The organism is Lysobacter terrae, assembly GCF_054782215.1.
Genome location: NZ_BAAGSX010000001.1, coordinates 610690 through 636322, shown reverse-complemented (window position 1 = coordinate 636322; position 25633 = coordinate 610690). Strand labels below are relative to the sequence as shown.

At 66.3% G+C, this 25633-nt stretch carries 28 protein-coding genes; 16 read left to right on the top strand and 12 right to left on the bottom strand.

What is annotated here, in order from left to right; genetic code table 11:
- Positions 1-2: 2 nt before the first annotated feature.
- Positions 3-809: a tRNA cyclic N6-threonylcarbamoyladenosine(37) synthase TcdA gene (gene tcdA / locus ACYVJ8_RS03095; RefSeq protein WP_460709423.1), complete on the bottom strand. Its 807-nt coding sequence runs from the start codon at positions 807-809 to the stop codon at positions 3-5.
- 98 nt (positions 810-907) lie between these two features.
- Here tcdA and ACYVJ8_RS03090 point away from each other — a divergent pair, with 98 nt between their 5' ends.
- Both ACYVJ8_RS03090 and ACYVJ8_RS03085 read left to right on the top strand, forming a co-directional pair.
- Positions 908-1348: a hypothetical protein gene (locus tag ACYVJ8_RS03090; protein WP_460709422.1), complete on the top strand. Its 441-nt coding sequence runs from the start codon at positions 908-910 to the stop codon at positions 1346-1348.
- Positions 1349-1507: 159 nt separating this feature from the next.
- Positions 1508-1966: a glycine zipper 2TM domain-containing protein gene (locus ACYVJ8_RS03085; protein WP_460709421.1), complete on the top strand. Its 459-nt coding sequence runs from the start codon at positions 1508-1510 to the stop codon at positions 1964-1966.
- 70 nt (positions 1967-2036) lie between these two features.
- On the opposite strand, the gene ACYVJ8_RS03080 is transcribed toward ACYVJ8_RS03085, so the two are convergent.
- From ACYVJ8_RS03080 to ACYVJ8_RS03050, 7 genes are all read right to left on the bottom strand, one after another.
- Positions 2037-2438 carry a type IV pilin protein gene (locus ACYVJ8_RS03080; protein WP_460709420.1) on the bottom strand — a complete coding sequence of 134 codons (402 nt, stop codon included), beginning with the start codon at positions 2436-2438 and terminating at the stop codon, positions 2037-2039.
- A gap of 3 nt (positions 2439-2441) precedes the next feature.
- On the bottom strand, positions 2442-5777 hold the full coding sequence (locus ACYVJ8_RS03075; RefSeq protein ID WP_460709419.1) for a pilus assembly protein: 3336 nt from the start codon (positions 5775-5777) through the stop codon (positions 2442-2444).
- A 23-nt stretch (positions 5778-5800) separates the two neighbouring features.
- Positions 5801-6334: a pilus assembly PilX family protein gene (locus ACYVJ8_RS03070; protein ID WP_460709418.1), complete on the bottom strand. Its 534-nt coding sequence runs from the start codon at positions 6332-6334 to the stop codon at positions 5801-5803.
- 38 nt (positions 6335-6372) lie between these two features.
- Entirely contained in the window at positions 6373-7473 is a 1101-nt protein-coding gene (locus ACYVJ8_RS03065; RefSeq protein WP_460709417.1) for a PilW family protein, read from the bottom strand.
- The gene (pilV, locus tag ACYVJ8_RS03060; RefSeq protein WP_460709416.1) at positions 7470-7952 is read right to left on the bottom strand and encodes a type IV pilus modification protein PilV; all 483 of its coding nucleotides are present in this window, start codon (positions 7950-7952) and stop codon (positions 7470-7472) included. Before pilV ends, ACYVJ8_RS03065 begins: the two co-directional genes overlap by 4 nt.
- On the bottom strand, positions 7949-8533 hold the full coding sequence (locus ACYVJ8_RS03055) for a GspH/FimT family pseudopilin (RefSeq protein ID WP_460709415.1): 585 nt from the start codon (positions 8531-8533) through the stop codon (positions 7949-7951). Before ACYVJ8_RS03055 ends, pilV begins: the two co-directional genes overlap by 4 nt.
- Before the next feature lie 489 nt (positions 8534-9022).
- Positions 9023-9232: a cold-shock protein gene (locus ACYVJ8_RS03050; protein WP_460709414.1), complete on the bottom strand. Its 210-nt coding sequence runs from the start codon at positions 9230-9232 to the stop codon at positions 9023-9025.
- A 251-nt stretch (positions 9233-9483) separates the two neighbouring features.
- Here ACYVJ8_RS03050 and ACYVJ8_RS03045 point away from each other — a divergent pair, with 251 nt between their 5' ends.
- The 3 genes from ACYVJ8_RS03045 to ACYVJ8_RS03035 all read left to right on the top strand — a co-directional run bounded on the left by ACYVJ8_RS03045 (position 9484) and on the right by ACYVJ8_RS03035 (position 12524).
- The gene (locus ACYVJ8_RS03045) at positions 9484-9987 is read left to right on the top strand and encodes a DUF456 domain-containing protein (protein ID WP_460709413.1); all 504 of its coding nucleotides are present in this window, start codon (positions 9484-9486) and stop codon (positions 9985-9987) included.
- The gene (locus ACYVJ8_RS03040; RefSeq protein WP_460709412.1) at positions 9984-11138 is read left to right on the top strand and encodes a phospholipase A; all 1155 of its coding nucleotides are present in this window, start codon (positions 9984-9986) and stop codon (positions 11136-11138) included. The genes ACYVJ8_RS03045 and ACYVJ8_RS03040 overlap by 4 nt, the downstream gene beginning before the upstream one ends.
- Before the next feature lie 120 nt (positions 11139-11258).
- Positions 11259-12524 (top strand): phospholipase D-like domain-containing protein, encoded by a 1266-nt coding sequence (locus tag ACYVJ8_RS03035; RefSeq protein WP_460711006.1) that lies wholly within the window; start codon positions 11259-11261, stop codon positions 12522-12524.
- Between the two features lie 21 nt (positions 12525-12545).
- On the opposite strand, the gene ACYVJ8_RS03030 is transcribed toward ACYVJ8_RS03035, so the two are convergent.
- Entirely contained in the window at positions 12546-14150 is a 1605-nt protein-coding gene (locus tag ACYVJ8_RS03030) for an amidohydrolase family protein (RefSeq protein WP_460709411.1), read from the bottom strand.
- A gap of 145 nt (positions 14151-14295) precedes the next feature.
- Positions 14296-15846 (bottom strand): fumarate hydratase, encoded by a 1551-nt coding sequence (locus ACYVJ8_RS03025; RefSeq protein ID WP_460709410.1) that lies wholly within the window; start codon positions 15844-15846, stop codon positions 14296-14298.
- 144 nt (positions 15847-15990) lie between these two features.
- Here ACYVJ8_RS03025 and ACYVJ8_RS03020 point away from each other — a divergent pair, with 144 nt between their 5' ends.
- Positions 15991-16851 (top strand): RNA polymerase sigma-70 factor, encoded by an 861-nt coding sequence (locus tag ACYVJ8_RS03020; RefSeq protein ID WP_460709409.1) that lies wholly within the window; start codon positions 15991-15993, stop codon positions 16849-16851.
- A gap of 89 nt (positions 16852-16940) precedes the next feature.
- Positions 16941-17390 carry a carboxymuconolactone decarboxylase family protein gene (locus ACYVJ8_RS03015; RefSeq protein ID WP_460709408.1) on the top strand — a complete coding sequence of 150 codons (450 nt, stop codon included), beginning with the start codon at positions 16941-16943 and terminating at the stop codon, positions 17388-17390.
- 56 nt (positions 17391-17446) lie between these two features.
- Here the strand turns inward: ACYVJ8_RS03015 and ACYVJ8_RS03010 are convergent, their stop codons facing one another.
- Both ACYVJ8_RS03010 and rimO read right to left on the bottom strand, forming a co-directional pair.
- A complete protein-coding gene (locus tag ACYVJ8_RS03010; RefSeq protein ID WP_460709407.1) occupies positions 17447-17959 on the bottom strand; it encodes a hypothetical protein in 513 nt (170 codons plus the stop codon).
- 136 nt (positions 17960-18095) lie between these two features.
- Complete coding sequence (gene rimO / locus ACYVJ8_RS03005; protein WP_460709406.1) at positions 18096-19445, bottom strand: 30S ribosomal protein S12 methylthiotransferase RimO; 1350 nt, start codon at positions 19443-19445, stop codon at positions 18096-18098.
- Between the two features lie 135 nt (positions 19446-19580).
- Between rimO and ACYVJ8_RS03000 the strand changes: the two genes are divergently transcribed.
- The 9 genes from ACYVJ8_RS03000 to pcp are packed head-to-tail and all read left to right on the top strand — an operon-like array spanning position 19581 to position 25633.
- The gene (locus tag ACYVJ8_RS03000; RefSeq protein WP_460709405.1) at positions 19581-20249 is read left to right on the top strand and encodes a dienelactone hydrolase family protein; all 669 of its coding nucleotides are present in this window, start codon (positions 19581-19583) and stop codon (positions 20247-20249) included.
- Positions 20246-20671 (top strand): HIT family protein, encoded by a 426-nt coding sequence (locus ACYVJ8_RS02995; protein WP_460709404.1) that lies wholly within the window; start codon positions 20246-20248, stop codon positions 20669-20671. Before ACYVJ8_RS03000 ends, ACYVJ8_RS02995 begins: the two co-directional genes overlap by 4 nt.
- 21 nt (positions 20672-20692) lie before the next feature.
- Positions 20693-21376: a 5-oxoprolinase subunit PxpB gene (gene pxpB / locus ACYVJ8_RS02990; protein ID WP_460709403.1), complete on the top strand. Its 684-nt coding sequence runs from the start codon at positions 20693-20695 to the stop codon at positions 21374-21376.
- A 38-nt stretch (positions 21377-21414) separates the two neighbouring features.
- On the top strand, positions 21415-22398 hold the full coding sequence (locus ACYVJ8_RS02985; RefSeq protein WP_460709402.1) for a 5-oxoprolinase subunit C family protein: 984 nt from the start codon (positions 21415-21417) through the stop codon (positions 22396-22398).
- Complete coding sequence (locus ACYVJ8_RS02980; protein WP_460709401.1) at positions 22395-22559, top strand: LiaI-LiaF-like domain-containing protein; 165 nt, start codon at positions 22395-22397, stop codon at positions 22557-22559. The genes ACYVJ8_RS02985 and ACYVJ8_RS02980 overlap by 4 nt, the downstream gene beginning before the upstream one ends.
- A 12-nt stretch (positions 22560-22571) precedes the next feature.
- The gene (locus ACYVJ8_RS02975) at positions 22572-23321 is read left to right on the top strand and encodes a 5-oxoprolinase subunit PxpA (RefSeq protein WP_460709400.1); all 750 of its coding nucleotides are present in this window, start codon (positions 22572-22574) and stop codon (positions 23319-23321) included.
- Complete coding sequence (locus tag ACYVJ8_RS02970; protein ID WP_460709399.1) at positions 23318-24028, top strand: DUF969 domain-containing protein; 711 nt, start codon at positions 23318-23320, stop codon at positions 24026-24028. Before ACYVJ8_RS02975 ends, ACYVJ8_RS02970 begins: the two co-directional genes overlap by 4 nt.
- Complete coding sequence (locus ACYVJ8_RS02965; RefSeq protein WP_460709398.1) at positions 24015-24980, top strand: DUF979 domain-containing protein; 966 nt, start codon at positions 24015-24017, stop codon at positions 24978-24980. The genes ACYVJ8_RS02970 and ACYVJ8_RS02965 overlap by 14 nt, the downstream gene beginning before the upstream one ends.
- Positions 24977-25633 carry a pyroglutamyl-peptidase I gene (gene pcp / locus ACYVJ8_RS02960; protein ID WP_460709397.1) on the top strand — a complete coding sequence of 219 codons (657 nt, stop codon included), beginning with the start codon at positions 24977-24979 and terminating at the stop codon, positions 25631-25633. The genes ACYVJ8_RS02965 and pcp overlap by 4 nt, the downstream gene beginning before the upstream one ends.

Sequence of the window (25633 nt, the reverse complement as noted above, 5' to 3'; positions counted from 1 at the left end):
GCTTATTTCTTCGCTTTAAGCAGCAGCTCCAACGCACGACCGACGGCCGCAAAAGCGAACGTCCCGGTAATGTGCGTCGCGGCCCCCAGGCCGGCACCGCAATCCAGCTTCAATGCCGCATCGCCACTGACCTGCGGACGCACGCCGCACACGCTGCCGTCCGGCTGCGGGTACTGCACGTTTTCCAGCGAGTAGATCGCGGAGATGCCGAAGTAGCGATCCTTGTTCTTGGGAAAATTGAACTCGCTACGCAGCTTCTTGCGGACCAGCGCGAGCATCGCGTCGTGCTCGGTGCGGGACAGGTCGCGCACGCGGATCAGGGTCGGATCGGTGCGCCCGCCGGCGGAACCGCAGACGATCAGGGGCAGCTTGCGGCGGCGGCACCAGGCGATCAGTTCGACCTTGCTGCGGAAACTGTCACAGGCGTCGAGCACCAGATCGAAGCCGCGATCGAGCAGCGCCTCGACGTTGCCCGCCGTCAGAAAATTCGGAATCGCTTCCACTTCAATGCCGGGGTTGATGGCGCGGCAGCGTTCCGCCATCGCCTCCACCTTGCTCCGCCCGTACTGCCCCTGCAGCGCCGGCAACTGGCGGTTGGTGTTGGACACGCACAGATCGTCGGCATCGATGAGGCACAAGTGCCCGATGCCGCTGCGCGCCAGGGCTTCGACGGCCCACGAGCCGACGCCCCCCATGCCGATCACGGCGATGCGCGCATGGGCGAAGCGCTGCAGGGCGCCCTTGCCATAGAGACGGTCGATGCCGCCGAAGCGCTCCTGCCAGCGCGGATCCAATGCGGGTAAGTTCATCTGTGCATTGTAAATGGCAGCGGTGGCGGAGCCCGGCACCGCCTTGCTAAGGTGCGCGGCAATGGCCCCAGGTCGGCCTCCACCGCAAAGGAATCAGCATGAGCAGCGACCCCAATTCCACGGTCCGCAAGGGCCATGGCACCAAGTATCTGTTCCTGTTCCTGCTCGGCCTGGTGATGGGCGTCGTGGGCGTGGTCATGGTCCTGCGTGCGTGGGACGCGCGGAAGGATCACTTCCCGGAAGCCCTCATGCACGTGCAGGGCTGGCATATGGGCCAACTGAGCAAGGCGGTCGAACAGAACCGCTGCGCCGCGACCGACACCCTGCCGCACCTGAAGGCACTGCGCACGACCGCCGACGACCTCGAACGCGCCTTCCCGGGCCTGGCCGACGATCAGCGTTTCGTCGATGCGGCCAGCAAGTTGCGCGGCACCTTGGATACTGCGCTGACTTCCCCGCCGATGAATTGCGCCGGCGTGGCCGCGCTCAACAAGGACATCGGTGCGGGCTGCAAAGCCTGCCATCAGGATTTCCGCTGAGCACACCAAGGGTGTGCTGTGCCCTGCCCCGCTGCGCGCTGAACGCGGCAGCGGGAACACCCCTAAGTTGATGACCGGTTCACGCGCGTACGCCTAGGTTGGGCCACGTGGTCATAGTGACCATCTGCCCATCACCACCTTCAAATGAAGGAGCGTCGCATGAATATCCGCAATCCCCTTCTGATCGGCGTCACGGCGGTCTCGATCGCGTTGGCTGGCTGCGCATCGTCGCCCAGCTCCAGCGGCGGCGGTTACTACGGCGGTGGCTACAACCAGGCCAACTGCTACGACTGCGGCACGGTGCAACGTATCGAACAGGTCGGCCAACCGACCAGCGGCGTCACCGGCGCGGTGCTGGGCGGACTGGTCGGCGCGGCCGCTGGCCGCGAGATCGCCGACGACAAGAGCAAGGGCCGTCGCAATACCGCGACCGCCGCCGGTGCGGTCGCCGGCGCGGTGGCCGGCAGCGCGATCGAGCGCAACGTACGCGGCCCGCATTACAACATCTACGTGCGCATGGACGACGGCCGCACGATCACTGTCAACCAGAACGATCTCAACGGCGTTCGCGAAGGCTCGTACGTTCGCGTGAACAACGGGCGCGTCACCCTGCGTTGAACCGTCGATCGATCCCAAAAAAAAGGGCCCGGAAACGGGCCCTTTTTCTTGCCTGCAAAAAAGGCGACGGCTATTTCCAGCATTCGGACGTTGCGCCGCTCTTCTTGCCGGTCTGGTCGATCGTCATCGTGCCGCACTTGGTTTCGGATTGGGCTTGCGATCCCTGCGGGACGACCTGCAGGGTGTAGCCGCCCGCGCTGGGCGCCACGGTGAAACTGATGGCGTAGTGCGCGGCCAGATCGGGCTCGCACGCCGGCGCCGGCGCATTCGCGTAGCTCATGCTGGTCGTGTAGTAGCGCTCCATGCGCTGCGCCTGCTCCAGCAGGCAACCCTGCGCGGCGCTACGGCGCGCCTTGACCATGGCGAATTCATAGCTGGGAATGGCGATGGCGGCGAGGATCGCCACCACCGCCATGGCGATCAGCAGCTCGATCAGCGTGAAGCCGCACTGCATGGAGTAACGGGCTTTCATCGATCAATCCCTCAATATCTCGCGCCACGAAACGCGCTGCGGCGCACTGCCCGGCGGGTTGACCGGCGGATCCGCCTTTCCGCCCAGGGAGCCGCCGACCACCGCGATCGCGTGTCCCGGACCGCGAATGATGATCGGCTTGGTCAGCATGCCGATGCCCGGGTCCATCGAGCCCACCGCGACCTTGTCGCCATCGCCGTTCGTCAGCGTGTCCTTGTTGTCGAACACGCCATCGCCATTGCTGTCGAAGAACGGATTCTGCAGGCTGGTCCCGGTGAACGCGTCGAGCGCATTGAGGTAACCCTTGCCGCCCGCATCGCAGGCGTTGCTCGTGGGCGGAATGACGCTGGCGAAGAACAGGGCCGGGCCGTCTATCAACGGCCGGTTGACCACGCGTTCGCCCGCCGAAGGCTTCGACAGATCCAGATACCAGCCGCGCTTGCCTGTCGGTAGAAGGCTGGCCTTCTCGAATGAGCGATTGCCCGTCGCAGCATCGACGGTGTCGATGCTGCGCGCCTCCAGGTCGGAGCGATCGACGACGCCGGTGCCGTCATCGATCAGGCCATACATCGACTGGATGGCGGTGTCGGTCAGATCGTCCCTGGACAGCAGGCTGCCGGTGCCGACGAAGACCCAGCGCTGCCCGGTCGACGGGTTGAGCGCGAGGGCCAGATCGGCGGTGATCGGCTGACCGGACTGCGTCTTGAAGAACGGCTTGCCGCCGAATGCGATCGATCCGGTCGCGCCGGTCCTGAAATCGAATTTCCAGACGTTGCCCTTCAGGTCGCCGGCGAAGACGTAGTCGACCGTGCCGTTGCCGTCCTCGTCCCAACCGCGCGGCGAAGACAGGCCGTTGTCGCCGCCCACGCCGGTGTCGATCTCCTGCATGACCGTACCGGTCTTCAGATTGATGACGAAGAGCACCGCATTGCCGCTGCTGCTGTTGATGCCGTTGCCGAAGATCGCGACGCTGGTGCCGTCGTTCAAAGTGGCGATCATGGGTTCGCCCAGCACGTAGCCCATGTTGGTGCCGCCGTTGCGTTCCCACAGCACGTTGGCGACGCCGAAGCGGGTCGGGTCGGTCACGTCCAGGGCATACACGCCCTTGCCGCCACGACCGAGCGTACCGACCAGGTAGTTCTTGCCCGCGGTCATGCCGCGGGTGGAGACGACGATCGGGCCATCGACGAAGTACTCGTGCGAGTACTGCGGGCTGCTGAGCGCGGCCAGCTTGGCGAAGTCGATGCCGCCCGGTACGTAGGCGAAGCGCTCCACACCATTGAGCGCGTTGAACGCGTGCAGCATGCCGTCGTTCGAGCCGACGAAAATGGTCTCGGAATCCTTCACGTACATCGGCGAGGAATTCACGATATCGCCCAGCACCGTGTCGCGATCGCGCAACTGTCCGCCGCTCTGGCGCTCGCGGGTGCGGTCGCCCTTGAGGTAGGCCACGTTGTCGGCAGCGCTCACGGGGGCGATGGCGCGGCTCGACTGGTCGAGCAGGCTGGTCTGCGCGGCGGTCGAGAAGGCCGCGCCGCTCGAGCCGTTCCAGGTCAGGAACGTACGGCCGGTCGTGGGGATCAGCGTCGAGGCCTTCCAGGTCGCCGTATCGGCGACGCCCGCCTCCGACGCGTCGTAGGCGGCGAGTTCGCCGCTCCATTTGCCGGACACGTAGCTGGCCTGGTAGACGCGCGTGTTGGTGATGAACGAGGTGCTGTTCGCGGTCACGTTCGACGCCGAGCCCAGGCGCTCGGCGACGGCGGCGAACGCCTGCAGCAGGCCGTCGGTGAATTCCTTGGTATTGCTCGCTACCAGGAAGCCGCCATGGCCATTGACGCCGGCGTGCCACAGATCGTCGATGCGATCGGCGTTCTCGCCGCCGTTGATCGGGTCGGGCCAGTGCTTGGTTCCGTTCTTGATCGAGTCGAAATCCTGGTTGGGATTCAACCGGCCCTTGAGGCCGATGGAGACCCCGAAGGTCACCATGTGCTGCCAGAACGCCTTGTCGGCGAACGACTTGGGAACGTTGTTCTCCAGGTCGGCGCGCAGATCGCGCTTCCAGTAGTACATCGCCACGTCGGCCAGCGTGTCGCCGCGCGTCCTGCGGGTGGTCTCGATGAAATTGTCGTAGTACGGGTTCTCGGGCTGGTAGGTGTAGGTCTCCTTGACGTTGCCGTCCGCGTCCGTGCGGGTGACCGTCGGGCCCTCGGTACCGTCGGCGTCGCCGACGCTGGTGTAGCCGTCGGTGTCGTTCCAGAAACCGTCGGTGGTCAGGATGGCGAAGTTCTGCCGGCAGCTGATCTGGTTCGCGGCGGCTTGCGGCCCCCACGGGCCGTTCATGCCCGTGTCGGAGAAGTACTCACCCGCGCGCTGCAAGGCGCGATGCAGCGGTGTACTGCTGCCGCCGCGCGCGGCCTGCAACCGGTCGTACCAGGTGGTCTTGTTGGCACCGCGGAACAGACCTCCTTCCGAGTCCACCGGGATGTCGTAGGGAATGCCCGTGGTGTTGCGGTTGATCGTGTCCAGGCCGATGCGCAGCTTTTCGCCGACGCGGCTCAGCGCCTCGCTGGCGCCGGCCTTGGCGACCTTCATGCGGCTGCGGTGGTAGGAATACCACGTCGCGAAATTGACCATCTCCGCCGCTTCGTCGCGCGTAGCCACCGGCGTGGCGAAGGTGCAGTTCAACCAGCCGTCGTCGCGATTGCTGCCGCTGTCGCAACCGGCGCCGGACTCGCCGCGGTTGCGCGACGACAGCCGGCCCCATTCGCTGCGCACCACGCGCAGTTGCCTGCTCACCCAACGGATCTGATAGCGGTAGAAATCGGCCGAGTCCGTGCTGGTCAGGACCGTGGCGGATTTGGGCACGAAGAAGGTCTTGGTGCTGTCGGACAAATCGACGACGTCGGTCAGCAACGTCGTATGCCGGTAGGCGGCGGTGTAGGACGTGCCGCCGGTGAAGCGGGTGCCATCCGCCTTGATCCACGGCAGGTAGGTCGTCGCCGGGTTGTAGTAGATGGTGTTGTGCCCGTACGACGCGTGGGTGATGCGCGTGTCGTCGAGATCGCCGGTGGCGCCTGTACCGCTGTCGTAGTTGGGATCGGACAGCGCCGCCGGCATCGCGATCAGGTTCATCGAACCGGAGTCGTCGAGGATCAGGCGCACGTTGGCGGGCGGGTATTCCGCCTGCGACTGCAGCGGCACGTTCGGGATGACCACGGCGTAACCGGGCGCCGCGGCCAGGGTCGCGAAGAAAGTCACTGCTGCGGCGAAGGCGCGGCCTTTGAAGCCGCGAGCGGCTTGTGCGCGGCGGACTTCGGGAATGAAGGGCGTCGTGGGCATGATCAACTCCGTATCGGTTCCGCTCAGGGAACCGCGTAGATCGACTGCAACATCACTTCGGCGCGGCCATCCGCGCGACTGAGCGCAGTGACGCGATAACGGCTCTCGGTACCGCTGCATCCGCCTTCGCCGATGACATTCTTGGTGGTGCAGCTCGCGCGCGGCGGAATGTTGTTGGCGAGCAGTTCGACGATGAACTTGGGCTTCTCGGTCTGGCCGCCCAGCGTCACCACCGTCTCCGGCGCGTCGTCCCACACGTTGTCGTCTTCCCACACCGGAGCCGCCGCCGGGTTGGGTTTCGCGCACAGGCCTTTGACGCAGCCAGCCGCGGGCAGCGCCGGCTTGGTCGCGGCCAGCAGCTCGCCTTCGCGCAGGGCGGCTTCGGCTGCCTGGAACGCCAATCCGCGATCGCGAACGTTCGCGCTCATGTGTTCTTCCATAAGCGTTCCGCGCAGGCTCGCCAGGCCGATCAGCGCGACCACCACGAGCAGCACGAGCACCATCACCAGCGTGGTGGCGCCGCGCTGATAGCGAGCGGCACGGAAATGCGGGCGCATGCATGCCCCCGTCGAGCTTGCTTCCATCGAACGTGCGGTCATTGGGCGTGATTCCGGATCGTGACGACGAGCTGCAGATGGCGGCGCAATGCATTGCCGTCGATGCCGGCGGGATCGACGCCTTCGAGGGTCAGGTCCGCGCTGATCGCGACCACGCGGTCGGACGACCAGTCCGCGGCTGCCAGCGACGAGGCATCGACGTAGTTGGTCGCGCCGGACAGCAGATATCGCAGCTGCATGTCGCGTACGCCTTCGACGACCTCATTGTTCTCGACGGCCAACGCACCCGCGTTATTGCGCAGCGTGGACTGGAACAGCGAACGCCCACCGCGGTCATTGGCGCCGATGTACCAGCGCGTGGTGCGCAGCTTCGCGATGATCGCCGGCCAGCGATCCTCGGCTTCGTTCTTGATCCCGTCGTCGTCGCCATCGCAGCCGCCGCCGGAGAACTTGCCCTGGTAGCAGCCGAACGCGTAGGCGTTGCCGGTCACCGAAGCGCAGTTGACCGGGCTGCTGAAGCCCAATCCCTTGCTGCAGTTGCCGGGCGTGCCCAGGCCCGTGTTGTGGACGATGGTGTCGTTGATGCCCGGCTGTGCGTTGGTGACCTGGAACACCGCGACTTCCGCGAAGTCGCAGGCCACCGCGAGGTCGCCGTCCGCCAGGCCATGATTGACCGTCGCCACCTTGAACTGTGCCGAGGCCGGCACGTGACTGACGATCGCCACGCCGGATGCGGCCGACTTGAGTTCGATGGCGTCGGTACCCGCGATGCGCTGCTGCGCCGCCGCGCCGAACGCGGCGTCCGCGAACGCCGCATTGCCTTCGTAGCCGCGGACGCCCGAGGTGATGTCGCTGTACCAACGGCTCGAGGGATTGTTGAGCACGTTGTAGATCGGCAGGTTCTTCTCGCAGGGGTTGCCGGCGGCTTCGCGCATGTCGCGGGCCATGAGCTCGAACGCCACGCGCATGTTTTCCTGCACGCGGCCGAGGCTCTCGGTGGCGTTGTAGGTCCGGCTGGTGGCCAGGAACGCGGTGATCGCGGCGCCGACCACGATCATTCCCACGACCATGGACACCATCAGCTCGATCAACGTGACGCCGCGCGCCGCGCGGGCCTGGGTATGAACGTACGGTGTCATAGGCGTGTCACCGTCTTGATGGTGTTTTCGGTTTCGCCCTGGGCGCGCGAGTCGTCCCACTGCACGGAGATCTCGCATTCGACGCTGCCGCACACAACCTGGGCGCAGGCGGATTCGCCGAGGGTCTGTTTCAAGGAATCGATCCAGTTGGCGAGATCGTTCATGGCGAGCGATCCGCGATCCGGGGCGGTGCAGGTCATCGCGGTGAGGTTGTAGCGGCCGATGCGCGCCTCCTCCCGATTCGCCCGCATGGCATCGAGGATGGCGTAGGTCTGCACCATGGCCTGGCTGCGTTCCAGCGAGCTCTGGCTGCTGCGCAGCGTGGCCATCTGCAACGCGGCGATGCCCAGCAGGCCGAACGCTAGGACGACGATCGCGATCAGCACCTCGATCATGCCTACACCGGCGGCACGGCCGGGTCCGGCGAACGCGCGCCGGGGCTTCGTGCGGGAGGCCTGCACGCGGGAGATCGACTTCATGGTTTGTCTCCTGGCGTCAGGCATTTGCCGTTGGCGCTCTTCCTGCTCACGCTGATGCGGCTGCCTGCGGCGATGCTCACGTCGCTTTCGTTCTGTTGCGGCTGAGTGGTGGGCAGACAAACGCCGACGGCCGCGTTGAGCAGATTGCCCCCGGCATCCCGGGCGATGCCGTCGGCGTTGAAGGTGACCCTGCCGGCGAACGCGGCACTTCCCAGCAACTGCACCTTTCCGGACACGGTCGATCGCCGCACCAGGCGTTCGGCCGCGCCGTACTGCCCGTTGCGGTCGGCGTCCAGGAACACGATCCAACCGCTCGCATTGGCCGCGCCGCACACCGGCACGTCGGCATTGGGGTCGGCGCTCAGGCAGGCCACGGTGCGGCGGTTGGCGCGGATCGCTTCGAAGCGCGCCGACTGCAGGATGGCGATGGTTTCGTTGGCCGAAGCGCGCAGGCGGTTGCTGTTGATCAGCCCTTCCATGGCCGGTGTCGCGGCGACCAGGAGGATGGCGAGCACGCTAAGCGTGACCAATAACTCGATCAGGGTGACGCCGCGCTGCGTACGCAGGGCGGCGCGTGGCAAGAGACGGATTGAAGCGTGCGCGCTGTGTGGACGGGCGCGCAGGATCGTCGTGGCGACAGGCGCCACGGCTGGTTGTACCAGCGCGATCCCACGAATTTTCCCCTGCATCCCTTCCCCCGAGTGCCACATCCGTGCCAGTGCCGCGCCCCTGCGGCCAAGCCGGTTACCGTTCGTCAGACCGACCTACGGTAGGAATTTACAGACGAAACCGCAAGAAAAACCGACCAGCGGTCGAAACCTTGCCGAATCGTGAGGCTTTTCACACTCGAAGTGGCCGCTTTGGGGCCGGATAGACGGCGCCGGGGACGCCGCATGCTGCGTCGCAGCAACGCGCAAGGGGAGCGGAAGGGGAAACGATCGATGCCGACTGAGTCGACTACGCCGACAAAAAACAAACCCCGCAGAGAGCGAGGTCATCGGACAAAAAAGAAACCCGGCAGAGCCGGGTTTCCAAAATCCTGTTACGCGGACGAACCGCGCCGGGACGGATTAAATCGGTTCGACAGCGTCTGCCTGCAGGCCCTTCTGGCCCTGGACGACGGTGAACGAGACCTTCTGGCCTTCCTTCAGGCTCTTGAAGCCCTGGGTCTGGATCGCGCGGAAATGCACGAACACGTCTTCGCCGTTTTCACGGCTGATGAAGCCGAAGCCCTTGGCGTCGTTGAACCACTTGACGGTACCGGTTTCACGGTTCGACATACTGACTTGCTCCTTGGAACATTTGCTGGTTGAGACACGACCTTCATCGTGTGCTGGTTCGCAAGGAGGAAGCGAGGTGTAACGATGTAGCGGATCGACGGATCAACCGCATCGGGCCACGATTCACGGTGACCCTGGCAAACACAGCGCCCGAACGGTACCCCGGGAATCGTGAAAATGCAACGAGGCCTCCCCGGCCCCAAAACACCGGTATCGGCCGGACAAATCGACGGATAGGAACGAAGGAAAGAATGGAACTGCAGACTGTTTATTACGTGCTCGCCGCGGTCATGATGCTGGTCGGGATCGCGGGCACCGTGCTCCCTGCCCTGCCCGGCCTACCACTGGTCTTCGCCGGCATGCTCCTGGCGGCCTGGGCCGGGGACTTCAAGCAGGTCGGAGGCTGGACGATCGCCGTCCTGGCGCTGCTCATGCTGCTCTCCCTGGGCATCGATCTCATGGCGACCGCCATGGGGGCGAAGCGGGTCGGCGCCAGCAAGCCGGCATTGCTCGGGGCCGTGCTGGGGACGTTCGCCGGCCTGGCGTTCGGGATCGTCGGGGTGTTCATCGGTCCCTTCGTCGGCGCCCTGCTGGGCGAGCTGGTATGGCTGCGCAAGGTCGGAACGCGTGAGCTCGGGCAAGCGACCAAGGTCGGCCTCGGCACCTGGCTGGGCATCGTGGTGGGGACGATCCTCAAGCTCGGCGTCGCCTTCATGATGATCGGGCTGTTCGTCACCGCGTGGATCGTCGAATGAAGGCAGCCACTGCACTCACGCTCGCGCTCCTGGCCCCGGCCGCCGCCGCCGAGCCGCCCCCGCAACACCTGCCCGGTCCCGAAGCCTGCGTCGCCATCGACGTCGATGCCGACCGTCTGGCCTGCTACGACGCGGCGATGAAGCGCGGCGGCGCCGACACCAGCGCCGCCGACGAAGCCGCGAAGGCCGCAAGGGCCAGCAAGCAGACCTACCGGCAGTACGAACGTCTCGAACTGGAGACGTTGCCGCCGAAGGAACGCACCCGCCGCGTGGTCAGCGATCTGTTCAAGAAGGAAGAGAACTCGGTCTTCGACGAACGCATCGCCAACGCCGGCAAGGGCTCGATGCTCGACAGCCGTTGGGAACTCGCCCGGGACTCCAAACTGGGCACCTTCAATTTCCGCGCCTACAAGCCGGTCTATCTGTTGCCCGCGTTCTGGACCAGCGATCCCAACGAACTTCCCACCTCGTCCAATCCCACCCGAGTGCTCGCGCAGCGCCAGCGGCTCAACTCGATCGAGACCAAATTCCAACTGAGCTTCAAGACCAAGGTCGCGGAGAATCTGTTCGGCGACAACGGCGACCTGTGGGCCGCCTATACCCAGAGCTCGCGCTGGCAGGTCTACAACGCCGACGAGTCGCGGCCGTTCCGCGAGACCGACTACGAGCCGGAAGTCCTGCTGGTCTTCCGCAACAGCTACTCGCTCGGCGGCTGGCGCGGACGTATGCTCGGTATCGGCGTCAACCACCAGTCGAACGGACGCGCCGACCCGATCTCGCGCAGCTGGAATCGCGTGGTCGCCAACATCGGCCTGGACCGCGAGAACTGGGCGGTGATGATCCGCCCCTGGTGGCGCATTCCGGACGGCCGCAATGCCGACGAGAATCCAGGCATCCAGGATTACATCGGCCGTGGCGACATCACTCTCGTGCATCGCTGGAACGATCACGAACTGGCGCTGATGGCGCGGCATTCGTTGCGTACCGGCGACGACTCGCGCGGCGCGGTGCAGTTCGACTGGGGGTTCCCGATCAACCGTACCCTGCGCGGCCATGTGCAGGTCTTCGACGGCTACGGCGAAAGCCTGATCGACTACAACCATCGCGCCTGGTACCTAGGCCTGGGGATCTCGCTGCTCGAGTGGTATTGAGCGCGTAGTACCGAACGCGGGCTGACCGTGCATTGCACTGGCAGCCCGCGTTCGCTGGTTTTCACGGCGCTTTGCTGAAAAGCACGACACAGTGGCGCCATGCCCTGGTCACGCAAGCGCATGCTCTGGACAATCGTCCTTACCGCCCTCGCGACCTTGTTGTTGGTCGTGTTGTCGCTCAATTTCATCTCGCCCGAGAAGCAGCTCGACCGCAAGCTGGAGCACCGCTATGCGGTGGCAGACCCGCAGTTCCGGCGCGAAATGGGCGTGATGCTCGGGCCCGCGATCGTGCCGGGCAACCACGTCGTCGATCTGGAAAACGGCGCCGAAATCTTTCCCGCGATGCTCGCCGCGATCCGCGGCGCGAAGAAGACGATCACCTTCGAAACCTACATCTACTGGGAAGGCCGGGTCGGCCAGGACTTCGCCGATGCGCTATCGGACCGCGCTCGTGCCGGCGTGACCGTCAACGTGACCATCGACTGGGTCGGCAGCATCACCATGGACGAGCACCAGCTGCAGCAGATGCAGGACGCCGGCGTGCACGTCGAGCGTTACCGCCCGCTGCACTGGTACAACCTGGCGCGCCTAAACAACCGTACGCACCGCAAGCTGCTGGTCGTCGACGGCGCAGTCGCCTTCACCGGCGGCGTGGGCATCGGCGACCCCTGGCTGGGTCACGCGCAAGATCCAGAGCATTGGCGCGACATGCATTTCCGCATCGAAGGCCCGGCCGTGGCGCAATTCCAGTCCGCCTTCAACGACAACTGGATCAAGACCACCGGCGTGGTGCTAAACGGTGCGGACTACTTTCCGCCGCTGGCACGCGCCGGGGAAATGGATGCGCATCTGTTCATCAGCTCGCCCTCCGGTGGCAGCGAAAGCATGCACCTGATGTATCTGATGGCGATCGCCGCCTCGGAGCGGACCATCGACCTGCAGGCGGCGTACTTCATTCCCGACGAGCTCGTCACCAAGGCGCTGATCGCCGCACGCCATCGCGGCGTGCGCATCCGCGTGATCGTTCCCGGCAAGAACACGGACTCGGACGCGGCACGTTTCGCCTCCAAGTCCGGCTGGGGACCGCTGCTACTGGCCGGCCTGGAGATCCACGAATACGAACCGACCATGTTCCACAACAAGATGCTGATCGTGGACGGACTGCTCGTCTCGGTCGGCTCGACCAACTTCGACCTGCGCTCGTTCCGGCTCAACGACGAGGCCAGCCTCAACGTCTACGATGCCGCGTTCGCCGCGCGCATGACCAAGGTCTTCGAGCATGACCTGCTGTTCACGCATCGCTACACGTATCAGACCTGGAAGAAGCGCCCGCTCAAGGAAAAGCTTTTCGAGACTTTCATCCTGCCGTTGAAGTCGCAGTTGTAGTGCGGCGGCGGCCGCGTCCTTTTACTCGCCCGGTTGCGGCAGCGCGGACATTCCCAGCCGCTGCTTCTCCGCCGCGACCATCTTGCGCACGTCTTCGCGCAGCTGACGCGCGTCGAAGACGATGCCGTCCTTGATCGTGTAGTCCACGCCGCCAACGCGGCGCAGCTTGCCGTCGGCATCGAGGCGCACATGGCCGGTGCCGTAGAGCACCTTGAAGTTGGCCAGCGGATTCTCCTTGATCACCAGCAGGTCGGCGAGCTTGCCCGGCTCCACCGAGCCGATGCGATCGTCGGCCCCGAGCGCTTCGGCGCCGTTGAGCGTCGCGCTGCGCACCACTTCGAGCGGGTGAAAGCCGGCTTCGCGTAGCAGCTCCAGTTCCTGGATCGTGCCGAAACCGTAGACCTGATAGATGTAGCCCGAGTCGCTGCCGACGGTGACACGGCCGCCGCGGTTCTTGTAATCGTTGACGAAGTCCATCCAGCGCCGGTAGTTATCGCGCCAGGCCACCTCGTCCTCGGTGCCCCAGTCGTAGAAGAAACTGCCGTGGTTCTCGCGATTGGGGCGGAAGAAGTCCCACAGCGCGGGCCAGGTGTACTGCGCATGCCAATCGGCGTTGCGCGCGCGCATCAGGTCGCGGCCGGCGAGATAGATGGTGAAGGTGGGATCGATGGTGAAGTTAAGGCCGAGCAGTTCCTTCATCACCGCCTCGTAATGCGGGCTGCCCGGCGGCGCTGCCTGCGCCCACAAGCGACCGGCCTGGCCGAAGCGGTGCTGCTCGTCGAGGAAGTTGTAGTCGGCGGGAAACTGCTGCACGGTCTGGCCGTCGAACAGCGCTTCCGGCAGGCCGTACCAATGCTCCATCGTGGTGAGGCCCTGACGCGCGGTGTCGAGCACGTTGACGCGTGCGACCGCGAGCGGCGCATGGTGGCAGGCGCTGCGCATGCCCTGCTTCTTCAATTCGTCGAAGGCGGCGGCGAGCAGATCCGGACGCGCGCCGAAGCACTTCATGCCGACTGCGCCTTTGCGCTTGATGTCGCGCACCCACTGCCGTGCTTCTTCCGGCCGCGTCATCGGGGTGTCGCGGCCCATGCCGAAGAAGGCGTACGGGAAGATGCGCGGCGCGGCGATGCTGTTGCTTTCGCTGCGGTGCTGCTCGGACACACAGAAGTCGATGCCGTTGCCGCAGCCGGGATCGCGCACGGTAGTGATGCCGTGGCCCAGCCAGAGCTTGTAGACGTAGTCGGCGTTGACGCCCTGTTCCTTGCCGCCGATATGGCCATGCATATCGATCAGACCCGGCAGGACGTAGTAGCCGGCCAGGTCCATCTCGCGTCCACCGGCCTTGAGCTTGGGACGCTTGTCGGCCTGGATGGGTGCATTGGCGTTGCCGACGATCTTCACGTCGGCGATGCGGTTGCCCTCGATCACGATGTCGACCGGACCGTAGGCCGGCGCACCCGTGCCGTCGACCACGGTGACGCCGCGCAGGATCAGTTGCGAATAGGGGCCTTCACCGCTCTGGCGCGGTGAGCCGGGAGGAATCGCGGTGTCTTCCGCCGCGTTGGCGAAGGCGGATGCGAGCGAGAACAGGCAGCCGATCAGCCCGAGAAGAATGTTGCGCCGCATGCCTGCCCCGCTCGCCTGAAGAGCGCCGAGCATAACAATGGTGAGAGAGGCAACAGCAAGAGCAGCTCGCTGCGCTCGCTCCCCTCACCCGCCCTGCGGGCACCCTCTCCCCGCTGCGCGGGGAGAGGGTCACTTACAGCGAACCTCAGGCCACCACCACCGGAATCTTCCCGATCCGCGCCTGCCACTCCTTCGGCCCGGTGTTGTGCACCGACGTGCCCTGCGAATCCACCGCCACCGTCACCGGCATGTCCTGCACTTCGAATTCGTAGATCGCCTCCATGCCCAGGTCGGCGAAGCCGACGACCTTGGCCGCCTTGATCGCCTTCGATACGAGATACGCCGCACCGCCGACCGCCATCAGGTAGGCGGACTGATGCTTCTTGATCGCCTCGATCGCGGCCGGGCCGCGCTCGGCCTTGCCGACCATGCCCATCAGGCCGGTCTGCGCGAGTACCTGCTCGGTGAACTTGTCCATGCGCGTCGCGGTGGTCGGGCCCGCCGGGCCGACGACTTCGTCGCGCACCGGATCGACCGGGCCGACGTAATAGATGAAGCGACCGCGCAGATCGACCGGCAACGCTTCGCCCTTGTTGAGCATGTCGACCATGCGCTTGTGCGCGGCGTCGCGGCCGGTGAGCAGCTTGCCGTTGAGCAGCAGCACTTCGCCGGGCTTCCACGCGGCGACTTCTTCTTTGGTCACCGTGTCGAGGTTGACGCGGCGGCCCTTCGAGGCGTCGTAGGTGAGCTCCGGCCAGTCGGCCAGCGACGGCGGATCCAGCATCACCGGACCGGAGCCATCGAGGGTGAAGTGCGCGTGGCGCGTCGCGGCGCAGTTCGGAATCAGCGCCACCGGCAGATTGGCGGCATGCGTCGGGTAATCCTTGACCTTGATGTCGAGCACGGTGGTCAGGCCGCCCAGGCCCTGCGCGCCGATGCCCAGTGCGTTGACCTTCTCGTACAGCTCCAGGCGCAGCTCTTCGGCACGGTTGGACGCGCCGCGCTGCTGCAGCTCGGTGATGTCGATCGGCTCCATCAGCGCTTCCTTCGCCAACAGCATCGCCTTTTCGGCGGTGCCGCCGATGCCGATGCCGAGCATGCCCGGCGGGCACCAGCCGGCGCCCATGGTCGGCACGGTCTTGAGTACCCAGTCGACGATCGAATCGGATGGATTGAGCATGGCGAACTTCGACTTCGCCTCGGAACCACCGCCCTTCGCCGCGACGATCACGTCGACGGTGTTGCCCGGCACGACCTTGACGTTGACCACGCCCGGCGTGTTGTCCTTGGTGTTGATGCGCTTGCCGGCCGGATCGGCCAGTACCGAGGCGCGCAGCTTGTTGTCCGGGTGGTTGTAGGCGCGGCGCACGCCTTCGTGGACCATGTCCTCGACACCCATGGTGGCGTCGTCCCAGCGCACGTTCATGCCGATCTCTAGGAACACGGTGACGATGCCGGTGTCCTGGCAGATCGGGCGGTGGCCCTCGGCGCACATGCGCGAGTTGATCAGGATCTGTGCGATCGCGTCCTTGGCCGCGGGCGATTCCTCGCGCTCGTAGGCGGCGGCGAGGTTCTGGATGTAATCGACGGGGTGGTAGTACGAGATGTACTGCAGGCCGTCGGCGATGGATTGGATCAGGTCTTCCTGCTTGATCGAAACAGGAGCATTGCTTGCAACGGGCTTGCTGGCGGTCACGGGCTGCCGGTGGGTAGCGGGCGGAGCCCGATATTGTAGGCGGGCCTGGGTCCGACGCCCCGCTGCCACCGCCGATGAATGGCGGGCCGGGACTCGGTCCGCATGGCACTGTCACACCGCCGCCCCCTCGCCCGTCCTGGCTGCATGAGCACCGAACCCCTCTTCGAGACCTACCGTTCCCGCCTGTTCGGGCTGGCCTACCGCCTCCTGGGCAGCCGCAGCGACGCCGAGGACGTGGTCCAGGACGCCTGGCTGCGCTGGCATCAGGCCGATCGCACCGCGATCCGCGATACCGAGGCCTGGCTGGTCACGGCCACGACGCGGCTGGGCATCGACCGCCTGCGCCTGGCGCGCACCGAGCGCGAGCACTACCCAGGGCCGTGGCTGCCCGAACCGCTGACCGTCGACGAATCGCCCACCCCGGAAGGCCGGGCCGACCTGGGCAGTCAGGTTTCGCTCGCCTTCCTGTCGCTGCTGGAGAAGCTGGGGCCGGAAGAACGCGCCGCGTTCCTGCTCAAGGAAATCTTCGACTACGACTACGCCCAGGTGGCGCAGCTCATCGGCCATAGCGAAGCCAATTGCCGGCAGATGGTGCACCGCGCGCGGCAGCGCCTGCAGGCGGAGCGGCCGCGCTTCGAAGTCGCACCGGACAAGCACCGGCGTCTGCTCGAGCGCTTCATGCATGCGGCGGAATCCGGCGACCAGGCCTCGATCGTGGCCTTGCTGGACAACAACGCGCGCCTGGTCTCCGACGGCGGCGGCAAGGTCACGGCGACGATTCGTCCGCTCGAGGGCGCCGAGCGCATCGCCCGCCTGTACGGCGCGGTCGCGAGTCGGATCGGCGCGCAGACGCAGTGCCGCATCGGCTATGTCAACGGCGAACCGGCCATCCTGCGCTGGTACCAGGGCCATCTGCATTCGATCACCACGGTCACGATCGACGGCGACCGCATCACCCAGGTACTGACGGTGTTGAATCCGGACAAGCTGCACGCGTTCGACTGAAAAGTCCTTCGCGTCGTGTCACAACGCGCCGCGCTCGCCCGTCTACTTCATTGACACGGCCACCGTGGCCGACAAACGAGAAGACCGCAATGAACACCTCCCCCATCGATTACGCCGCCCTCGCTCCGGAGGCCTACCAGCACCTGTACAACCTGAGCATCAGCCTGCACAAGGGCCCGCTCGGCCACAAGATGGTCGAACTGATTTCGCTGCGCGTATCGCAGATCAACGGCTGCGCGTTCTGCCTGGACATGCATTCCACCGCGCTGCGCAAGGCCGGCGTCGATCAACGCAAGCTGGACACGCTCGCCGCGTGGCGCGAAAGCCCGCTTTTCGACGAGCGCGAACGCGCCGCACTGGGTTGGGCGGAGGCGCTCAATGCGATCGGCAGCGCACACGTGCCGGACGACGCGCTCGAAACCCTGCGCTCGCAGTTCGACGAACGCGAGATTTCCGAGCTCAGCTTCGTCGCGGCGATGATCCGTTCCTGGAACATGCTCAGCGTCGGCCTGCACAAGCAGCTGCCGGTCGCGGCGTAATCGCGGCGCGTCAGCAGTCGCCGCGTCGGACGACGCGGCGACCGCTATCCCCACAGTCAATGGGCGTGCGGCGTTCCGTGCGGCGCCCACCAGGCGTAGGTCGCGCCGAGCACCGCACCGAAGGCCACGTGCGAGAGCACGGCGCCCCAGCTGCGCGCACCGGCGAACCACGGGAACAGCTCGGTGAACCCGTAGAAGTTCACCACGTACAGAATCAGGCCATATCCGGCGCCGAGCAGTGTCGCCTGGCGGATCGTGCGCCCCTTCGCGATGAAGGCGAAAACGAGCGCGTAGGTCAGCGACATCACCAGATGCAGGATCACGGCGGCGAGCGTGACCGACAGGTTGGCGCTTTCCGGCGGCGGCAGCATGGCGGTGCCCTGGGTGATGGCCGCGATCATGCGGATCATGACCCCCGGGTTGACCCCCAGGACGTAGCGGGTGACCAGCAGTTCGAGCACCAGGAATACGGTGCCGGCAGCGAGTGCCGAGAACACCAGCGCCTTGCCCGAGATATGCGCACCCGGGACGGTGAGGTGGGGGTGGTGACGAGCAATGGTGGCAGGCATGAGTCCTCCTTTCGTACGGCTGGCGGACCGCACAGGCACGATCTGAAGCTGCGGGCGCCGCACGCGGGCACTACAGCACAGCTAATGGCCGGGGCGGGCGCCGACTGTCGGAGGTTCAGCCTGGCGCCAGCGGCGCTCAGTCGGCGAAAGCGACCTCACCGTAAAGATCGTGTTCGTCGCTGCCCATGATCTCGACATCGACGAATTCGCCCGGCTTCAGGCCGGCCTCGAAGCCGTTCTGGATCTGCACCACGCCGTCGATCTCCGGGGCATCGGCCATCGAGCGCGCGATCGCCAAGTCGCCATCGATCGCGTCGACCAGGCAGCGCTGCACGCTGCCGACCTTGGCTTCCAGCTTGGCGGCGGAAATCTCGGCCTGGCGCTCCATGAAACGGGCCAGACGCTCCTGCTTCACTTCCTCCGGTACCGGATCGGGCAGATCGTTCGCCGCCGCGCCTTCGACCGGCGAATAGGCGAACGCGCCCACGCGATCCAGCTGCGCTTCGTCGAGGAAGTCCAGCAACTCTTCGAACTCCGCCTCGGTCTCGCCGGGGAAACCGACGATGAAGGTCGAGCGGATCGTGAGCTCCGGGCAGATCTCGCGCCAGCGATGGATGCGCTCGCGCACCTTGTCCACGGCGCCGGGACGCTTCATCAGCTTGAGTACGCGCGGACTGGCGTGCTGGAACGGGATATCCAGGTACGGCAACAGCTTGCCCTCCGCCATCAACGGAATGATCTCGTCGACGTGCGGATAGGGATACACGTAGTGCAGGCGCGACCAGATGCCGAGTTCGGACAGGCCTTCACACAGCGCCTTCATGCGCGTCTGGTAAGCCTTGCCGCGCCACTCGCGCTCGGCGTACTTCACGTCGACGCCGTAGGCGCTGGTGTCCTGCGAGATCACCAGCAGTTCCTTCACGCCGCCCATCGCCAGCTTCTCGGCTTCGCGCAGCACCTGATCGACCGGACGCGACACCAGGTCGCCGCGCATCGATGGGATGATGCAGAAGCTGCAGCGGTGATTGCAGCCTTCGGAGATCTTCAAGTACGCGTAGTGCTTGGGCGTGAGCTTGACGCCGATGTCGTCGAGCGGGCGACGCGGCACCAGGTCGATGAAGGGATCGTGCTTGGGCGGCAGCACCTTGTGCACCGCTTCCATCACGCTTTTGTAATCCTGCGGCCCGCTGATCGAGAGCACACCCGGATGCGCTTCGCGGATCACTTCCTCGCGCTTGCCCAGGCAGCCGGTGACGATCACCTTGCCGTTCTCCGCCATCGCCTCGCCGATCGCATCCAGCGATTCGGCGACGGCCGAATCGATGAAGCCGCAGGTGTTGACCACGACCACATCGGCGTCGTCGTACGTCGGCACCAGGTCGTAACCTTCGACCTTGAGCTGGGTGAGGATGCGTTCGGAATCGACCAGGGCCTTGGGGCAACCGAGGCTGACGAAACCGACTTTAGGATTGGCGACGGACGACATGGAGCGCAAATTTCCGGAAGAATTTCGAGAAAAAACAGGCAATTGTACCTGCTCGGCGCGGCTTGAGCCGGCAGCTTGCAGCGGACGCTCGCGAAGCGGTTAATTAGGGCTCCCCACCTCGCCCGCCCCGCCGTCATGAGCCACTGGATAGACCTGAATACGCCCCACGGACCGGTACGGGCCTGGCGCGCGGACCCTACCGGCCCTTCGCAGGGCGCCGTCGTGGTGCTGCAGGAGATCTTCGGGGTCAATCCGCATATCCGCGCGGTGACGGAACGGCTGGCGAACCAAGGCTTCGTCGCGCTCGCCCCCAGCCTGTTCGACCCGGTCGAAACCGGCGTCGAGCTCGAATATGCCGAAGCCGATGCGCAACGCGGCGTCGCGCTGCGCAACAGCCTCGGCTTCGACCGCGCGATCGACGTGGTCGAAGCCGCCGCCGACCTGCTGCAGTCGGAGGGCCTGCGCACGGGCGTGATCGGTTTCTGCTGGGGCGGCAGCGTCGCCTTCCTCGCCAATACGCGGCTGGGCTTGCCGGCCGTGAGCTACTACGGCGCGCGCAGCGTGCCCTTCCTCGACGAGCCCGCGCGTGCACCGCTGATGTTCCATTTCGGCGCGCGCGACAAGAGCATTCCATCGGGCGACATCGAGCTGCATCGCAAGAAGCAGCCGACAGCGCGGATCCATGTGTACGAGGAGGCCGACCACGCCTTCAACCGCGACGTCGACAACACGCACTACCATGCGCAAAGCGCCGCACTGGCGTGGCAACGCACCCTGGACTTCCTCGCGGAGAACCTGCGATGAACCGCACGCCTCCCTCCACCGGCTGGCACCTGCATCCGCAACTGTCCGACGACACGCATCCGGTGGCGCACTTCGACCTGTGCGACCTGCAATTGATGGACGATGCCAACCATCCGTGGCTGATCCTGGTGCCGCGCGTGGAAAACGCGGTGGAATGGATCGACCTCAGCGAGATGCAACAGGTCGAACTCACGCGCGAGATCGGCCGCGCCTGCCGCGTGCTGCAGGCGGTGTTCCAGCCGCACAAGCTCAACGTCGCGGCGCTGGGCAACGTGGTTCCGCAACTGCACGTCCATGTGATCGCGCGCTTTCGCGAAGACATCGCCTGGCCGCGTCCGGTGTGGGGTATGGCGACCGCGCAGCCGTACTCGCCCGAAGAACTCGTGCGCCGCATCGAGCGCCTGCGCGCGGCGCTGGCGTGAACGACGCGCTAGCGTGACCGCGTGAGTCTTCCGCCGCGCCCCGACATCGAGCCGCTCGCCGACGACGCCCTGCTGTTGCGGCTGGGCGACCGTATCGATCCCGCCGTGAACGCCCGCGTGCATGCGCTGTGCGCGCATATCCGCGCCCGGCCGCCCGGGTGGTTGCGCGACCTGGTGCCGGCGTACGCGAGCGTCGGTGTCTTCTTCGACCCGCTGTCGATCGACGCAGATGCCGTCGCCGCCTGGCTGCGTGCGCAAGGCAAGGCCGCCGGCGGATCCAAGGCCACGCGACACGGCGTGGAAGCGCGCACCGTGGAGATCCCGGTCGTCTACGGCGGCGAAGCCGGACCGGACCTCGACAGCGCTGCAGCGGAATTGGGCATCGCGCCCGCCGAATTGGCGCAGCGCCATGCCGCCGGTCTCTACACCGTGGCGATGATCGGATTCGCCCCCGGCTTCCCCTATCTGCTCGGTCTGGATCCGCAACTGGCGCTGCCGCGGCTGGCGACGCCGCGCACTTCGGTGCCCGCAGGCAGCGTCGCCATCGGCGGTCTGCAGACCGGCATCTATCCGCGCGAAAGCCCGGGCGGATGGCGTCTCATCGGGCGTACACCGCTGAGCCTGTTCGATCCCTCCAAAGATCCGCCGACGCTGCTCGCGCCCGGCGATCGCGTGCGCTTCGTCGCCGTGGCAGCGGCCGCGTGACGTCGTCGCGCAATGGTGCCCTTGCGCGGAATGCGCGCATGACCGTGCGCGTGCTGTCCGCCGGCCTGTCGACCACCGTGCAGGACGGCGGCCGCGTCGGCTGGCGCCATCTCGGTATTGCCGCATGCGGTGCGCTCGATCCCACTGCGGCGATGCTGGCCAATCGCCTGGTCGGCAACGCGCCGCAGGGCGCCGTGCTCGAGCTGACCTTGCATGGCCCCACGCTGCAATTCCATGGCGCCGTGAGGCTGGCGATCTGCGGAGCCCGTGCCAGCACGCATTTCGAATCCGACGACGGTGAGCGCTGCACGATCGAAAGCGGCCGCCCCGTCGATCTTCCCGCGGGCACTCTGCGCATAGGTGCGTTGCACGGCGGTGCGCGCGCGTGGCTGGCGTTCGCCGGCGGCATCGACGTGAAGCCGGTACTGGGCAGCCGCAGCACCGATCTGCGCGGCGGCTTCGGCGGCATCGAAGGACGCGCGCTGCATAGCGGCGACGTGTTCCCGCTGCAGGCCCTGGACCACAAGATAACGCGCGCCACTGCGCCGAAATGGTGGATCGACCCGTACTTCAACGCGGACGCGGACGAGCGCGGCACCCTCATCCATTACGTGCCCGCGCAGCACGCCGACGTACGCCTGGACGGCCCCGTCTGGCAAGCGAGCAATCGCAGCAATCGCCAGGGCGTGCGCCTGGAAGGGGCGACGCTGGAACGGACGGCACCGGGTGGATCTCGTGGCGAAGCCATCTCCGCGCCCGTCGCGCCCGGCACGGTACAGCTTCCGCCCGACGGCCAGCCCATCGTGCTGCTCGCCGATGCGCAGACGGTAGGCGGGTACCCCTGCCTGGGCCACGTCATCGGCGCCGATCTGCCGCGCATGGCGCAGCTGCGCCCGGGCGATAACGTGCGTTTTCAGTCCTGCGATGCGCAAACCGCGACGCGCCTGGCTTGCGCGGCGCGGGCACAGCTCGCCAGAATCGCGCTGATGATCGACTACAAACTCAGGGAACATCGCGAATGAAGGGCCATGTCATCGCAGCGCTCGTGCTGATCACCGTCGGCACGCTGTTTCTGCTCAACAACCTCGGTTTCACCAACCTCAGCCTGGGCCGCCTGATCTCGACGTGGTGGCCGGCGATCCTGGTCGTGGTGGGCCTGGGACTGCTTTTCAGCCGCAAGTAGCCGGCGACCGCGGTGCGCATCGACTTCAACTGCGATCTGGGCGAAGGCTGCGGCGACGACGCCGCGATCATTCCGCTGATCACCTCGGCCAGCATCGCCAGCGGCGGCCATGCCGGCGACGAAGCCACGATGCGCGCCACTTTGCGCTTGTGCCGCGAGCACGGGGTCGCAGCCGGCGCGCACCCCAGCTACCCGGATCGTGAGAACTTCGGCCGGGTCGAGATGCCGCTGCCGCTTGCCGACATCGAGCGACAGGTCGGCGAGCAAATCGCGGTGCTGGCGGCTGTCGCGGCGTCGGAAGGGATGCGGCTCGCGCACGTGAAGCCGCACGGTGCGCTCTACAACGTGGCCGCCCGAGACGACGCGGTCGCGGCAGCCATCGTCGCGGCTGTCGTCCGATTCGATCCGGATCTGTTGTTGTTCGCTTTGTCCGGCTCGCGGCTCGCCGATGCCGGAGCCGCCGCGGGCCTGCGCGTCGCCCACGAAGTCTTCGCCGAGCGGCGCTACGAAGCCGACGGCACGCTGACGCCGCGCCGCCATCCCGATGCGGTGATCCATGCGCTGGATGCGGCGATCGCGCAGGTACGCGGCTTCGTCCGCGACGGCAGCGTGATCGCACGTACCGGCGAACGCCTGGCGCTGCACGCCGATACGCTGTGCCTGCACGGCGATCGCGCCGATGCCGCGCAGTTCGCCCGGGCGATCCGCGCCGCGCTCGCAGCCGACGGCGTGCGCATCCTGCCGGTCGGAGCTAACGAATGAGCGAAGCGCTGATCAACTACTGGCCCCTGCTCGGCGTCGCCGTGGTCGTGATCGGCTTCGTGCTGCAGCTCAACCCGGTGATGGTGGTGGTCGGCGCCGGGCTGGTCAGCGGGCTGGCGGCGGGCAAGTCCTTGCCGGACCTGTTGGCGCTGCTGGGCGAAAGCTTCGTTTCCAATCGTGCGCTGCTGCTGTTCTGCTTCACCTTGCCGACGATCGGACTGCTCGAACGCGCGGGCCTGCGCGAACACGCGCTGGCGTGGATCGCGCGGCTACGCGGCGTGACCATGGCGCGCCTGCTCATCGTCTACCTGGGCGTCCGTCAGCTGCTGAGTATGTTCGGCCTCATCGACATTGCCGGCCACGCGCAGACGGTGCGTCCCCTATTGGCGCCGATGGCGGAGTCGGCGGCGGATAAGACCCAAGGCGGATTGGACCGGGCGCAAACCCAGCGTGTGCATGCGCTCGCCGCGGCAACCGACAACGTCGGACGTTTCTTCGGCGAAGACGTGTTCCTCGCCTTCGGCGCGGTGCTGCTGATCCAGAGCTTCTTCGACCAGCACGGCATCGTGCTGCAGCCGTGGCAGATCGCACTATGGGCAGCGCCGACCGCGCTTGCCGCGTTCGTCATCCACGCCATCCGCATTGCCGTGTTCCAACGACGCCTGCCGCGTTCCACTCCTACCGGGGCTGGCGATGCTGCGGATTGAGCATTTCTACTTCGTCCTCGCCGCGTTCCTGCTCTACGCCGGCTGGCGCAACCTGCGCGAGAAGCGCTATGCGCATGCCGCGTTCTGGACGCTCATCGCAGTACTGTTCGGCGGCGGCGAAACCATCCTCGACGCACGCAAGGCCGGCGACGCGCTGCCGGCCCAGATCGCCGGCGCCGGGGTGATCGCGCTGGCTCTGCTCGCCACGCGCATGCGCCGCGAGCACATCGCCGAAGCGCCGGAGGCCCAGCGGCGCGCTTCGGCCGAGCGTCTTGGCCACCGCCTGTTCGTGCCGGCGCTGGTGATCCCGCTACTCACAGTCGCGATCGTGCTGGTGGGAGAGAAGCTGCGCATCGGTGCGACACCGTTGTTCGCGGCGGGCAACATCACCCTGCCCGCGCTGGCGCTCGCCAGCATTCTCGCTGCGATTGCGGCAATCGCGATCACCCGCGAGCAACCGATCCAGGCCGCGACCGAAGGCCGGCGCCTGCTCGACACCATGGGCTGGGCCGCGCTGCTGCCGCTGGTACTGGCGACGCTCGGCGGCGTCTTCGCTGCCAGCGGTGTGGGTGAAGCGGTGTCGTCGCTGGTGACGGCGGTGATCCCGGCGGACAGTCGCGTCGCGTGTCTGCTCGCTTTCGGGCTGGGGATGGTGCTGTTCACGGTGATCATGGGCAACGCGTTCGCCGCGTTCCCGGTGATGATGGCGGGCATCGGTCTGCCGTTGCTGATCCAGCGGCACGGCGCGGATCCCGCCGCGCTGGGCGCGATCGGCATGGTCACCGGCTACTGCGGGACGTTGATGACGCCGATGGCGGCGAACTTCAATCTCGTGCCCGCCGCATTGCTCGAACTCGACGATCCCAACGCGGTGATCCGCGTACAGCTGCCGACCGCGGTGGCACTGATGCTGGTCAATCTCGTGCTGATGTACGTGCTGGTGTTCCGGTGAGCGCGGACAATCTGCCGGTGGTGTTGTTGACCGGATTCGCGCCGTTCGGCGGCGAGGCGGTGAATCCGAGCTGGCAGGCGGTGCAGCAGCTTCACGATCGCCAGATCGGCGGCCATCGTATCGTCGCGCGGCAGTTGCCGGTGGAATTCGGCGCGTCGCTCGAGGCGCTGCGCGTTGCCATTCGCGAGACGAAACCGGCTCTGGTGCTATGCGTTGGCCAGGCGGGCGGGCGGGCGTCGATGTCGCTGGAGCGCATCGCGATCAATGTCGACGATGCGCGCATTCCCGACAATGCCGGTGCGCAACCGATCGACAGCGAAATCGTCGCCGGTGGGCCGGCGGCATACTTCACCGGCCTGCCGATCAAGGCCATGCTCGCGGCGCTGCGCGAAGCGGGCATTCCGGCGGAGGTGTCACAGTCCGCGGGCACCTATGTCTGCAATCATGTTTTCTATGGATTGATGCACGCCTTGCGTCATCGCCGTATCCGCGGTGGTTTCGTGCACATTCCCTATTCGCCCGAGCAGGCTGCACGGCATCCGGACGCACCGGGGCTTGCAGTCGAAACGGTCGTCGAAGGCCTGCGCATCGCGCTGCAGGTCGCGCTGGAAACGCGCGTCGACCGGCAGCTCGCGGCGGGCGCCGAACACTAA